Raw genomic sequence first — 13211 nt, 5'->3', positions numbered from 1 at the left:
TTTATCTTCTTTTGCGATTCAAGCTATCCACTATCCTAAATATTTACTCAGATTTTGGAAAACATATCATAGAACGGAGGGAGGATGGAATGGTAAATCAAAAGATTACGGTCTTACAGTTATTCTTTATTATTATGATAAGCACTGGACTAATGAATCATGTGATGGTCATCCCAGTTCTTCTAGATAAGTCTGGACGCGATGCTTGGATTACTGTTCTAGTAGCCGGTGTCCCCTTCCTAGCCTGGTCTGCAATCATCTTTTTCATATACAAAAAATTAGCTGGTAAACACCTATTCATCTGGTTAAAAGAAAGAGTGGGAACCATTGTTTCCTATATCCTGATTTTATCTTTATGTATCTATGTATTTGTATTGGCTGTTATCACCTTACTAGATACCTTTAGTTTTATTAATACATTCTACTTAGAATTAACACCAAAAATCGTGGTCATCACAACCATCTTATTAGTCTGCTTTTATAACAGCTACAAGGGTATCAGATCGATTGGCTTGATATCAGGCATCTTATTGCCGGCCATTGTTATCTTCGGCTTTTTTGTAATGACGGCAAATTTGGAAAACAAGGATTATTCCCTGTTAAAGCCGTACTTAGAAAATGGATATACCCCCATTTGGAAAGGTTTGATTAGTGTTCTAGCGGGATTAACCGAAATAGTCACCATCTTGTTCGTGCAGCAACACTTAAATCAGAGACTCCATTATAAATACCTGATCCTTTTATGCCTTGCCTTACTGGGTTTAATTATTGGGCCATTAACTGGAGCCATCGCAGAATTTGGGCCTTTTAACACTAAAAGTCAACGATTTCCAGCATTTGAAGAATGGCGCTTAGTTTCATTAGGGGTTTACATTGAACATTTAGACTTTCTCGCCTTTTACCAATGGTTATCGGGAGCCTACATACGAATTTCTTTTTTCACCTTCTTGATTCCTAATCTCTTGAATGTAGAAAAGGAAAAAAGGAGAGTGTATTTTCTAATCGGTCTGTATGCACTACTTGCGATTGTTGTACTTATGCCAATAAGTGATATTGTTTACTTCCAATTACTTAAGGATTGGATATTGCCAGCTTCATTTTGGTTCATATTTGGTATTTCGATTTTTCTATTCTCCATCTCCTTATTTAATCGAAAAAGAGGTGAAAAGGTCATTGATGAAGCGTAAGGAATTATTATCAAATCAAAAAAGTCACTCTACTTCAATCGAAAGTAAGGATCCTCCTGAAAATATGTTGGACACACTTCGTAACCTTTTTGATCAGTGCAGTGATGTTCACATTCAGAATAAACATATAGTAGGTAAAAATAATTTTCACTTATCAATCATCTATTGTGAAGAATTATGTAACTTCGAAAAAGCAGTGGAAACTATTATTCCTCACCTGATTTATGCCTTAAAAAATAATGACATCCATTCTGATTCATTAGATGAGATTTTAGAATTTCCTATAAAGAAAATGGATCCTACCAATATCGAAAGTAGTATTATGTTTGAGGTTTTTAGTGGCAATCTTATTTTTTTCATAGAAGAATTACACACCTTCTTTCTAATGAATTTTTGTAACATACCAAAAAGATCCATTGAGGAGCCGAACACAGAAGTATCCATTAAAGGACCAAAAGAAGGGTTCATTGAGACATTATCAATTAATATTGCCTTAATTCGAAAAAGATTGAAGTCAAACACCTTTAAATATGAGCAAATCGTGGTAGGAGAACGCTCAAATACAAGAATAGGCTTACTCTATATATCGGACATTGCAGATCCAAATTTAATATCGACTATAAAAGACAAAATCAATTCTATAAACTACGATGGGATTATTTCTACCGATCAACTAACTGAACTGATTAATGGAAACAAAAAATTATTTCCAATGTTTATGTATACGGGAAGACCCGACTTTGTTGTAGATGCGCTATTACATGGAAGATTTGCCATCCTCATTGATGGATTGCCAACTGCGATCATCGGCCCAGCAACACTGTCATTTTTATTGAAATCACCTGAGGATGCCCACAGTCCATTCCTATTAGGCTCATTCGGACTAGTCATCCGCTATTTATCTCTAATTATCTCCTTATTTTTACCAGGTTTTTGGTTAGCGCTCATGTCTTATCATACGGACCAATTACCTTATAGTTTATTAGCAACCATCCTACTTAATCGACAAGGAGTACCCTTACCTGTACCAATAGAAGTAATGATTATGGCGTTACTCTTCGAACTTTTTAAAGAAGCGGGACTTAGAATGCCCACCCCCTTTGGACAAACTCTATCAGTAGTCGGGGGGTTAATCATAGGGCAAGCAGCAATTAGTGCAGGATTAACCGCACCAACCGTTTTAGTGGTAATTGCGATATCAATAGTAGCTACCTATACGATTGGGAATCAGGAATTAAACGGGATCATATCCATCATAAGAATCGTCATCATCTTAACCTCATCAATTCTAGGGTTATTAGGCTATTTACTGTCCGTGTTTTTCTTTTTGACCTATCTTGTTAATTTACGTTCGTTTGGAGTTCCTTATCTCACACCATTATCTCCTATTAGGTTTAAGGAATTACTGTCTGGCCATTTTCAATTACCGTGGAATTTTCTTAAAAGAAGACCTGCTTCACTGAATCCCACTGACCCAACAAGGCAAGGAGATTCATAAATGAGAAATTGCTGTTTAATCCTATTTGTCGTTATGATCCTATCAGGTTGTTGGGATATAAAAGAAGTGGAACAACAATTATATATTCATGCACTTGCTGTTGATTATAAAGATGGGGAGTACTTGCTATATGGACAGGTGATTGACTTTAATAACCTGGCTAAACAAGAGGGGGGCGCTAGCAGACAGCCTCAAACGATTGCAACAGTAAAAGGTACAGGTGAAACCATCAATGACGCTGCTTTTGATTTATATACTACCGCACAGCAGCGATACTCATGGGAACATATAACCGCTATAGTTTATACCGAAAACATATTAAAAGGTGGAAAAATTATTCATGTAAATGATTTCTTAAAGCGTTATTACCAGATAAGAAATATCCTTTGGACCTTCGGAACAAGAGATCCTGTTGAAGAAGTTTTTACAGCTAAACCGATTCTGAATATCACAGTTTTATATTCACAACTCAGTAATCCAGATGACATCTATAAGCAAAGCTCCAGTATTAAACCAATACAATTGTTTGAACTAGATAGAAAGTTATCTGAACCGGCCTTTACAACGCATATCCCCTACTTAAGTGTGGCAAAAAAGACATGGGAAGAGAATAGGAAAGAACATCCTGTTGTTTACATTAATGGCAGTGGATTTTTAAATGGGAAAAAATATGTAGGTTTTCTTTCACGCAATGATTTGCTTGGCGATAGGTGGATGACAAGAAAGATAAAGAGAACGAAGTTAAGTATTAAAGAAGAGAATAAAACGATTGTAGTAGGTCCAACGATCAATATTAAATCTAAAATTTCTCCCGTCATGCTCAATAACAAAGTAAAGTTCACAATTGATGTAAAAGCGGATTTTAAAACAACGGAAATTTTGAAACAAAAAACGAGTAAAGAATTAAAGAAATTGGCTGAAAAGGAAATACGGAAGCAAATAGAAGAAACCTATAAAAAAGGTTTAGCGGACCATATCGATATATATGAGCTATCCGATGTCCTTTATAAACAAAAGAATAAAGAATGGAAGAAAATTGCACAAAATGGGGTAATCCCTCTTGAACCGGATACAATCAATAAAATCAATGTGAATGTCACTGTATTAAATACGGAGCAGCTAAAAAATAGATAACTGATTACATTTTTACTTTTAATGAAACAAAATGCCCTGCTTCTTCTGTTCAGGGCATTTTGTTATGTTACGCAAATAAATTATTGTATAACTGCGCTATTAGGAGTCTAGCAAATGTACCGTTAGTGAAGCCCTATTATATCTGGGTCTTCCGACAGGAGCAAAAGTATCAGCCATATATATTCCAACTTGGTCTCCTACATTTAAGTAGGCTTGGACGGTTTTTCCTGTAATCGTGCTTATATCGATGGCGTCAAAATAGGAACCTATTAGTGGAAGGGTCCCATTAGGACAGAGATTAATATTAAATAAAACAGTTTGGCCTTCTTTTAACAAAACGGATACATCTGCTGTTATTTGATAGACACCTGATTTGAATATACTAATTCGATTCGCAGCCACATCGGGTCTCGTATTTTGGGACGGTCCTGAAATATCAAAATCCACAAGGTCTCCGGAAACAACAGGAAGAATGGCCCCATCCTGTTTATATAATGATCCATAAGCATCTGGTTTTATGTTTCTGGTTCGCATACTTAACCACCTTGATAATGTATTAAATAGGGTTGGGATGGAAAGTCCATTCCGGCATTAATCCAAGTATAGAACTTCTTTCTTAAAGATATTATGCAAGTTAGAGTTCTTCTTGGTATTTACGATTGCCTTACTTTTACCTGCTAACATGGCGTATGGGAAATAGGACATATCTTTTAATTGAGAGGGTAACGTTTGGTGCGGTACTTCCACACGATTTCCTGACCACGTGATGGACTTTGGCGATCCAATATGAAATCCCCAATCTCCAAAAGACGGAACTATCGTATGATAACTAAGTGTACGAAATCCCGCAGCTTCTATTGTTTTTCCTATACTCCAAAAAACAATAGGGGTATCCTCGGGAGAGTTGGATTGACAAACGAACACTCCATCATTCGTCAAAGAACGTTTTAACATCGAATAGAATTCAGTGGTGTAAAGATCGCTGATGATTTGGTCTGTTGGGTCAGGAAAATCTACAATAATAATATTGTAGGGTGTTGGGTTGTCAGCTAGAAACTTAACAGCGTCCATCGGATGAAGCTTTACACGTGGATCATGAAGAGAGTGCTCGTTAATAGCTGCTAAACTTGAATTATGTTTGGCAGCCTTAAGTACCTCAGGATCCAAATCCACAAGGTCTATATGTTTGACGTCTTTATATTTAAGCACTTCCCTTACTGCTAACCCATCACCGCCGCCTACAATAAGTACTCGCTTCCTCGAACGTGTAAGACTAAAGACCGGATGAACCAACGCTTCATGGTAAATTCGTTCATCTAATGTGCTGAATTGCAACTGATTATTTAAATACATCCTAATATCACGGGCTTCGACAATTTGAATGTCTTGGAAGTCACTTTTTACCTTTAATAGATTTTTGTGTTTCCCTTGTTGTAACGTTTTTAATGCAATGTGGTCCCACAGATCAGCGATTTCATTTGTAGTGTCTTTTTGCTGCTGCTGTTGCGGTTGCTGTTGTGTGGGTTTATTTGTATGTGTAAATGCTGGCGATAACCAGGCGTTAGTCGGTCGATACATTCTGTTCATACTTGGTTCTCTCCTTTAGAATCGTCAGTAGCGGTGAATTCGTTACAGTAGATTAATTGAGGTTGAGACATACCCCGGTTAATGGAGTAGACCATTGCTTTTTGTGCAGACAATTCTTTTAAAAGTAAATTTACAGGGGCAGTTAGGTCAGAATCTCCACATGTATAAATATCTAATGACGCATACCTCTCTTCAGGCCAGGTATGAATGGATAAATGAGAAGTGGATAAAACGAGGACACCCGTTACACCCTGTGGCTGAAATTGATGAAAGTAAGAGTGTAAAATCTCCATTCCTGCATCTAACGCTGCCTTTTTGCAGAGGTTTTCTAAAAAGGCAATGTTATTCAAATGTAAAGAATCACACTTAAATCCATCAATGATTATGTGCTTTCCTTCGATAGTCAAAGTCGAATCATTCCCTCCATGTTCCTTTTCATTATGATATGGGGATTTTGTTTGAAAATCTTGTGTGCTTGTCTTAGTTTTTTGGAAATTGGACAAATTTAAGAGGTAAGCGGAAGGGGAACTTTCAAAGGAGTAGCAGAAATGATCATTGCACAGCACAAGCTCGAAGAAGCGTTGAAGGCAAGGCAACTTCGGACAGGGCAGGCGAAAAAGAGTGAAACATTGTCAGAAGACAAAGCAAGTTCGGACACCAGTAAGCGGAAAGAGCGAAACATTGTCAGAAGGGAAGGAAACTTCGGACAGAGTATGCGTTAAAAATATAAACACTGTCAGAAGAGAAGGCAAGTTCGGACAGAGTAGGTGGAAAAAATCAAAACACTGTCAGAAGGCAGGTCAACTTCGGACAGAGTAGGGGGAAAAATCAAAACACTGTCAGAAGGCAGGTCAACTTCGGACAGAGTAGGGGGAAAAATCAAAACACTGTCAGAAGGAAAGGAAACTTTTGACAGAGTAAGCGAAAAAAATAGAAACACTGTCAGAAGGCAGGTCAACTTCGGACAGAGTAAGCGAAAAAAATAGAAACACTGTCAGAAGGCAGGTCAACTTCGGACAGAGTAAGCGGAAAAAATAGAAACACTGTCAGAACGGAAGGCAACTTCTGACAGTGCATGAGGAAAAAACCAAAACCTTGTCAAAAATCCAACTAGCCTCATTCCAGGAAGGACCCGAAAACATTAATTAAGTATTAATAAATCAATAGTCATAGGTCATTTATTTATAATAGGTATCACTTGTACTTCCAACAACCGTTAGGTGCTTCTTCAAAACTCTACTAAAAGTCCGTCTACTTAATTCTCCATTGCACCACTCATAGATGCTTTGGGTAGTAACCTTTCGTTCTGGAAATAGCAGCTGAAACTCCTTTACATTCCTCAAAATAGCTAGTTCGATCTTTTCACGTCCGCCACACTTTCCGCATACAAGTTCATTGTATGATTTAGAAAGCTGAAAGGAATGACAAAAACAACAATACATCCCTTTTTGCTGCTGTTCATAGGTATACTCCGGGAGAACAGTATGTGGATTCTTAGTTTGATGCAAAGAAAGTAATTGTTGGGCTAATTTCTTGTGCCCATCATTTAACTTTGACGGTATGTTATCTATATTTTTTAAGAATTTATCTACTTGGGTTGGAAAGATAGCAGGTAGGTCCATGGGGGCTTGGTATAAGGTGAATTCAGGGTTGATAAAGATAACCTGGGGTTCAACAAGGAAGTTTAGCTTGAGGCTTTGGAGCAATTGGCGGAATAGAAGAGAACTCCTTTTTAATTGGTCGAAAGGATTTTTATATTCTCGTTCGGTCTTCATTGCAATGAATTTACCTTCTTCTATGTAAAAATCCCCTTGAAAATATTTAATATCCAACAGGTGGATAACTCCCTGTGAAATAATTAATTTATCAATTTGAAAATAAGAGTTACTAACTTTAAGCAGCAAGTCATTGATAATATATCTTTCTTCTTTAATGCATTCTGCCATTAAGTCAAACTTCTTTTCCCCTTCAAAACCTTTTTCAAGGTTTAAATAGCGTAATTTTTCTTGATTAGTTAACTCCATTCGCGTGTTTAAGGACCGCAAAGCCAATAATTCATCCGATTCATATAAATTTTTAAGTATCATATGACACTTCCTTTCATATTCTCAATAATAATTTTACAAAAAATTATCGAGATACGATTTAAGGAATATGAATATTCTGTTAACATTTTAAGGGTTAGCCATTTACTAGTGGAGGAATATATGAAACTATATCTAATTATTAGCCAACTCCTATTTGCACTTTCTTTGATTCCCTGGTTCGTCATTTGGGGATTGTCATTCATGAGCTTCGACAGTGGGGTGAATCTAGCTAACGGCTCTTTTGTTCTCACCATTACCTTATATCCGGTTGCTGTAATCATCTGTTCCATCTTAGCCTGGGTATTCCGTGTAAAGAAGAAACGATTTTCAATCATCATTAATTTAATTCCATTGCTATGGATCTTATCTTTTATCGGCTTCATGGGATTGAACAATTAAAACCAAGTAAAAAAACAACCTGTCTCTAAATTAAGAGACGGGTTATTTGTATGAGTGTAGTAATTACTATTCATATGAATAAAGGTGCAGTATTATATAATAAGATTCATAGATTAGCAGGGAAGGATAATGAAATGAAAGCTTATAAGAAACTAGTTGCATGTGCCTTGGTAGGAATGGCCATGCTAATGTATGGAAAAGCTCCTGTAAAGGCATCCACGGTATTAGGATCTGATGTTACCAATTATATTTCTTCAAGAAGTGGCACCGTTTCTGTTGGCGTTTACGATGCAAACACAGGAAAAACCTATACATACAATCCGTCAAAAACCTACAATACTCAAAGTGTTGTGAAAATTTCAATTATGGCAGACGTACTGTATCAAAAAATCCCTATTACTAGTAATGTGAATTCATTATTAACTAGAATGATAGAAAATAGTGATAACAGCGCGGCAAGTACGCTGTGGCGACAGCTTGGAAGCGAAACAAAAGTCCAGCCCTTTTTTCAAAAAATAGGGATGACAAGTACCATTGCAGGTACTGGCGGTTGGTGGGGACGAACCACTACTACTGTTTCGGACCAACTTACCATAATGAAATATTTTGCCTATCCCAATGCCTTATTAACTGATTCCCAAAGAGCATATGGCCTAAATCTTATGCGGAACGTAGTATCAGACCAACGGTGGGGAACAAGCTACGGAATTCCATCAGGGGTTAGTGTGGCGTTAAAAAATGGCTGGGTCACTACTGGAAAAAATGTCAATAGTGTGGGATACATTAATGGTCAAGGAAAAAATTATGTTATTGCTGTTCTGACAGCGAATAATCCATCCCTCTCATATGGAATCGATACTATTAGTAAAATATCAAGTATGGTTTGGAATGAATTTCAACCACAGGGTTGGGTATTATCGAATGGAAAATGGTATTATTACACAACAAATGGAAAAGTCACTGGCTGGGTTCAGTATAAAGGGCAATGGTATTACCTCGATTCAGCAGGTGTAATGAAAACGGGCTGGTTAAAGACAGGGAACAAATGGTACTACTTAAATAAAGATGGCTCCATGAAGACTGGCTGGCTATTTAATGGTAAGGCCTGGTATTTCCTTGATCAATCCGGAGCGATGAAAACCGGTTGGCTCAAAACGAATAATAAACAGTATTACCTTCAATCTACAGGTGAAATGAAAACCGGCTGGCTGCTATTAGGCGGTGAGTGGTATTACCTCCAGTCTAACGGTGAAATGCGTACAGGGTGGGCTTTAATTAAAAATAAATGGTATTACTTTAATCATTCGGGAGTAATGGAAACAGGCTGGCTCGAAGTATCAGGAAAGAAATATTACCTTTCGGATAGCGGAGATATGGTTGTTGGCTGGAAGGAAATCGAAGGAAAATGGTATTTCTTCCAACAAGAGGGTCAAATGGCTGCCGATACGGTCATCCAAGGTTATAAACTAGGTTCAGACGGGGCATGGATTCAGATCAATTATCTTGCTTTAGGGGATTCGTTAGCAGCAGGAATGACTCCACAAGGGCAAGACAGACCTGTGGTAAATGGAGTAGACCCAGACTGGGGTTATCCAAATTACATTGCCAAGGATTTTACAAAATCGTATCAACTGCTCAAATTTGTAAACCTAGGTGTTTCAGGATATAAAACGGATAATATCATAACAGATTTAGAGAAGGACGCAGTTCAACAAGAAATTAAAAGCGCCACTCATCTTACCATTGATATTGGGGCAAATGATTTGCTTCCGGTGGTACAAAAGGATCCACTGGCAGCAATAAATGAGATTCCGGTCATTGCTGGTAAAATCAGTACTATTCTTGGTACCATTGATCAACTTAATCCCAATGTTAAGGTATATGTAATGGGCTATTACAACCCATTTCCATATATAACTGATCCACAACAAAAAGAGCTGATAAATCAATTAGTTCAGGGTTTTAATGCTCAAATTCAAGTTCAGGCGGTTCAGCATGGGGATACATTTGTTCCAACCGTTCAAGCGATAAATGGTAGTCATTTTGCAGATTATATTCCAAATCCGCAAAACATCCATCTAAGTCTACCAGGTTACGAAGCAGTAGCGGGGGAATTCTGGAAGGTCATGCAGTAACAGAAATAATTTTTCAAAAGATTAATAATAAATACAGTAACAGCGGTGCTTTAAAGGGCACCGCTGTTTTTTGCAACAAACTCTTTAAGCCAGTTTCTTCTGTTGTTGGTCCAAGCGATGACTGAAGAAAGTGAGCAAACTCGCAAAAATTGCAACCACCCCACCGACAAGTGTCACATTGATTAAAGTGCCTTCATGGTAGACAATTCCGCCTAATGCAGAACCAAGGGCAATACCGACATTGCTTGCGACAGGCATCAAGGAAGCGGCGAGTCCTGTTGCCTTTGGTTGATAAATACTGGCAAGGTCAATCAAATAAAGCTGGGTAGATGTTGTTAAAAGAATGGCCATTAATGACATCAAGCCGATGTTTACCAAACCAAAGATAAAGTTATCGGTCGTCCAATAAAGAGCAATCAGAACAAATGCTTGTATGAGAAAAACAAACCGCAAACGGCCAATTGCATTGTGGCTGGCAATTTTACCAGCAAGGATGTTGCTAAAAATAGAAATAAATCCGTAACCAAACAAGATCAAACTGATGGAACTACTTGGTGCATCCATCTGCTTTAAAATCGGCACAAGATACGTAAATACCGCGTACGTTCCTCCGAAACCAAGAGATGGAATAAAGAATGCCATTAAAATTCTTGGGTGTGTCAACAAAGAGAATTGATCCCGCATCGAGCTGCGATATTGGCTGAGCTTACTTGGCAAGTTGAAGAAGGAGGCCACAAATGCCACACCACCCAGAACTGTTGTTAACATAAAAGTGGCATGCCAGGTGTACCATTCTGCGATAACCGTACCGATGGGAACTCCAACCACGTTTGCTAATGTAAATCCACCGAAAACGAAAGATATGGCAATACTGCGTTTGGCGATTGGTATGGTTTCACTAGCCACAATCATGGCAAGAGAAATTAATACTCCTGTTACAATCGCTGTTACCATCCGAATGGCAAGGAGCATAAGGTAACTTGTCGAAATGATGCTCAAAGCATTTAAGACGATAAATGCTCCGATTAAAAACAACATCCACTTCCGCTTTGGAAAATGGCTTGTGGCCGACATCACGATCGGTGTAGCAATGGCAAACGTAATGGCAAATGCAGAAACGAGCGTACCTGCCTTTGCATTGGTTATATGAAGGTTCGAGGAAATATCCGTTAAGATCCCAACGATCACAAACTCGCTTGTCCCGAGAACAAATGTTAATAAGGTAAGTGTGAAAATAAGAAACCAATGTTGCTTAGATAATCTAGTGTCTTGCATAAATACCTCTTTTCTTGATGAATGAAAATGTAATAGGATAGGTAAGCAATTTACTCATCATACCATAAAACAATTTTCTGGAGAAACCCTTGTATTTAAATTAATTTCTTGAATTATATGGGAGAAAAAGCGGTTTTTGGGTGTACTTAGGATACGGTGGGATGATTTCTCACTTTTTTACTAAGTTTAAATAGTTTATAATTATTAGATAATAGTAGATAATATAATGAATAAATAATTATAATAGACTAATGAGTGTTTATAAATGAGACAGATAAGGTGTGTTCTTAGGTGGCGCCCTGCTTTTTATGATATCTAAGCTAGAGCGACTACTTTTTTTGCAAATATACGGAGTAAGGATGGTTATCATGAGCAACGTACAGAAAACAGCAGACGTTATCTTAATTGGTGCAGGGGTCATGAGTGCGACTTTGGGATCATTACTAAAAGAGTTAGCACCTGAATGGGAAATCAAAGTGTTCGAGAAACTCGAAAATGCTGGAGAAGAAAGCTCAAACGAATGGAATAATGCGGGTACGGGTCATGCTGCACTGTGTGAACTTAACTATACTTCCGAAAAACCGGACGGATCTATAGATATTAGCAAAGCAATAAATATTAATGAACAGTTTCAGCTATCTAGACAGTTTTGGTCTTATCTTGTAAACAAGGATCTCATTCGTGATCCACAGGATTTTATCATGCCAATACCTCATATGAGTTTAGTACTAGGGGAACAAAATGTATCGTTTTTGAAAAAAAGATTTAAAGCGCTATCAAACAATCCTCTGTTCCAAGGAATGGAATTTTCCGATGACCCTGAAAAACTGAAAGAGTGGATTCCACTGATAATGGAAGGCCGTACATCGAATGAACCAATAGCGGCTACAAAAATTGATTCTGGAACAGACGTTAACTTTGGTGCGTTAACACGCATGTTGTTTGACCACTTAAAAACTCAAAACGTTGAAATCAAATACAATCATCAAGTGGACGATATTAAACGGACAAGTGACGGCTTATGGGAATTGAAAGTGTGGAATATGGCTACTGGTAACATCGAACGCCATACGGCCAAATTCGTCTTTATCGGCGGTGGGGGTGGAAGTCTGCCTTTATTACAAAAAACCGGTATCCCTGAGTCAAAGCATATCGGAGGGTTCCCGGTAAGCGGCCTATTTATGGTATGTAACAATCCGGAAGTGGTGGAGCAGCATCATGCAAAAGTGTACGGTAAGGCTAAGGTTGGCGCTCCTCCAATGTCAGTTCCACATTTAGATACAAGATTTATTGACAATAAAAAATCATTACTGTTTGGGCCGTTTGCTGGTTTCTCACCAAAGTTCTTAAAAACTGGTTCGAATTTGGATTTGTTAGGTTCTGTAAAACCAGATAATCTTCTCACAATGTTAGCTGCAGGTGCAAAAGAGTTGTCTCTGACAAAATATCTGATCCAGCAAGTTTTGTTATCGAATGAAAAGCGTATGGAAGAATTACGCGAGTTTATTCCGAATGCCAAAATGGAGGATTGGGATATAGTGGTTGCGGGCCAACGTGTGCAGGTGATTAAGGATACCGAGGCCGGTGGTAAAGGAACACTTCAATTTGGTACGGAAGTTATTAGTGCCGCTGATGGCTCGGTAGCTGCTTTGCTCGGCGCTTCTCCGGGTGCATCTACTGCCGTTCAAGTAATGCTTGAGGTATTAGAAAAATGCTTCCCACAACATTTTGAAGAGTGGGAATCGAAAATAGTAGAAATGATCCCTTCTTATGGCATGTCACTAATGGAAAATCCGGAGATGTTCAAAAAAATTGATACATTCACAGCACAGACACTGGGTCTGAGCGTGAAAGAAATGGTTCATAGTTAATTCTTTAGATGTATCATTCAAAATAAACCATAGAATCT

Annotated in this window: 12 protein-coding genes; 7 read left to right on the top strand and 5 right to left on the bottom strand. The window is 38.0% G+C overall.

The annotated features are described in order from the left end of the window. Positions 1–89: 89 nt before the first annotated feature. The 3 genes from QFZ87_RS24450 to QFZ87_RS24440 are packed head-to-tail and all read left to right on the top strand — an operon-like array spanning position 90 to position 3819. Positions 90–1187, top strand: coding sequence for a GerAB/ArcD/ProY family transporter (locus tag QFZ87_RS24450; RefSeq protein ID WP_309867409.1), 1098 nt, complete (start codon positions 90–92; stop codon positions 1185–1187). Next, the gene (locus QFZ87_RS24445) at positions 1177–2685 is read left to right on the top strand and encodes a spore germination protein (protein WP_309868098.1); all 1509 of its coding nucleotides are present in this window, start codon (positions 1177–1179) and stop codon (positions 2683–2685) included. The genes QFZ87_RS24450 and QFZ87_RS24445 overlap by 11 nt, the downstream gene beginning before the upstream one ends. Further along, positions 2686–3819 (top strand): Ger(x)C family spore germination protein, encoded by a 1134-nt coding sequence (locus QFZ87_RS24440; RefSeq protein WP_309867405.1) that lies wholly within the window; start codon positions 2686–2688, stop codon positions 3817–3819. It begins immediately after the preceding gene. 99 nt (positions 3820–3918) lie between these two features. Here the strand turns inward: QFZ87_RS24440 and QFZ87_RS24435 are convergent, their stop codons facing one another. Genes QFZ87_RS24435 through speD form a run of 3 tightly spaced genes read right to left on the bottom strand, consistent with a single transcriptional unit; the run spans position 3919 to position 5813 of the window. Beyond that, positions 3919–4353: a hypothetical protein gene (locus QFZ87_RS24435; RefSeq protein WP_309867402.1), complete on the bottom strand. Its 435-nt coding sequence runs from the start codon at positions 4351–4353 to the stop codon at positions 3919–3921. 57 nt (positions 4354–4410) lie between these two features. Next, on the bottom strand, positions 4411–5406 hold the full coding sequence (locus QFZ87_RS24430; RefSeq protein ID WP_309867399.1) for a spermine/spermidine synthase domain-containing protein: 996 nt from the start codon (positions 5404–5406) through the stop codon (positions 4411–4413). Next, positions 5403–5813, bottom strand: coding sequence for an adenosylmethionine decarboxylase (speD, locus tag QFZ87_RS24425; protein WP_309867397.1), 411 nt, complete (start codon positions 5811–5813; stop codon positions 5403–5405). The genes QFZ87_RS24430 and speD overlap by 4 nt, the downstream gene beginning before the upstream one ends. A gap of 141 nt (positions 5814–5954) precedes the next feature. Between speD and QFZ87_RS24420 the strand changes: the two genes are divergently transcribed. Continuing rightward, positions 5955–6128 (top strand): hypothetical protein, encoded by a 174-nt coding sequence (locus QFZ87_RS24420; protein WP_309867395.1) that lies wholly within the window; start codon positions 5955–5957, stop codon positions 6126–6128. A 456-nt stretch (positions 6129–6584) separates the two neighbouring features. On the opposite strand, the gene QFZ87_RS24415 is transcribed toward QFZ87_RS24420, so the two are convergent. Continuing rightward, positions 6585–7493 carry a nuclease-related domain-containing protein gene (locus QFZ87_RS24415; protein WP_309867393.1) on the bottom strand — a complete coding sequence of 303 codons (909 nt, stop codon included), beginning with the start codon at positions 7491–7493 and terminating at the stop codon, positions 6585–6587. A gap of 120 nt (positions 7494–7613) precedes the next feature. Here QFZ87_RS24415 and QFZ87_RS24410 point away from each other — a divergent pair, with 120 nt between their 5' ends. Together QFZ87_RS24410 and QFZ87_RS24405 are read left to right on the top strand one after the other, a co-directional pair. Continuing rightward, a complete protein-coding gene (locus QFZ87_RS24410; RefSeq protein WP_309867391.1) occupies positions 7614–7892 on the top strand; it encodes a hypothetical protein in 279 nt (92 codons plus the stop codon). A gap of 50 nt (positions 7893–7942) precedes the next feature. After that, entirely contained in the window at positions 7943–10027 is a 2085-nt protein-coding gene (locus QFZ87_RS24405) for a serine hydrolase (RefSeq protein ID WP_309867389.1), read from the top strand. A gap of 84 nt (positions 10028–10111) precedes the next feature. Here the strand turns inward: QFZ87_RS24405 and QFZ87_RS24400 are convergent, their stop codons facing one another. Beyond that, the gene (locus tag QFZ87_RS24400) at positions 10112–11302 is read right to left on the bottom strand and encodes an MFS transporter (RefSeq protein WP_309867388.1); all 1191 of its coding nucleotides are present in this window, start codon (positions 11300–11302) and stop codon (positions 10112–10114) included. A 359-nt stretch (positions 11303–11661) separates the two neighbouring features. Between QFZ87_RS24400 and QFZ87_RS24395 the strand changes: the two genes are divergently transcribed. Further along, the gene (locus QFZ87_RS24395; protein WP_309868095.1) at positions 11662–13173 is read left to right on the top strand and encodes a malate:quinone oxidoreductase; all 1512 of its coding nucleotides are present in this window, start codon (positions 11662–11664) and stop codon (positions 13171–13173) included. The last annotated feature ends 38 nt before the right edge of the window (positions 13174–13211 follow it).

It is taken from the genome of Bacillus sp. SLBN-46, assembly GCF_031453555.1.
Classification (GTDB): domain Bacteria; phylum Bacillota; class Bacilli; order Bacillales; family Cytobacillaceae; genus Neobacillus.
This window is presented reverse-complemented; position numbering and strand designations above follow the sequence as displayed.

Coding starts and splice junctions, on each gene's coding strand:
- QFZ87_RS24430 (WP_309867399.1), bottom strand. CDS start 5,406: ATGAACAGAATGTATCGACCGACTAACGCCTGGTTATCGCCAGCATTT.
- QFZ87_RS24420 (WP_309867395.1), top strand. CDS start 5,955: ATGATCATTGCACAGCACAAGCTCGAAGAAGCGTTGAAGGCAAGGCAA.
- QFZ87_RS24440 (WP_309867405.1), top strand. CDS start 2,686: ATGAGAAATTGCTGTTTAATCCTATTTGTCGTTATGATCCTATCAGGT.
- QFZ87_RS24445 (WP_309868098.1), top strand. CDS start 1,177: ATGAAGCGTAAGGAATTATTATCAAATCAAAAAAGTCACTCTACTTCA.
- QFZ87_RS24405 (WP_309867389.1), top strand. CDS start 7,943: ATGAGTGTAGTAATTACTATTCATATGAATAAAGGTGCAGTATTATAT.
- QFZ87_RS24395 (WP_309868095.1), top strand. CDS start 11,662: ATGGTTATCATGAGCAACGTACAGAAAACAGCAGACGTTATCTTAATT.
- QFZ87_RS24435 (WP_309867402.1), bottom strand. CDS start 4,353: ATGCGAACCAGAAACATAAAACCAGATGCTTATGGATCATTATATAAA.
- QFZ87_RS24400 (WP_309867388.1), bottom strand. CDS start 11,302: ATGCAAGACACTAGATTATCTAAGCAACATTGGTTTCTTATTTTCACA.
- QFZ87_RS24450 (WP_309867409.1), top strand. CDS start 90: ATGGTAAATCAAAAGATTACGGTCTTACAGTTATTCTTTATTATTATG.
- QFZ87_RS24415 (WP_309867393.1), bottom strand. CDS start 7,493: ATGATACTTAAAAATTTATATGAATCGGATGAATTATTGGCTTTGCGG.
- QFZ87_RS24410 (WP_309867391.1), top strand. CDS start 7,614: ATGAAACTATATCTAATTATTAGCCAACTCCTATTTGCACTTTCTTTG.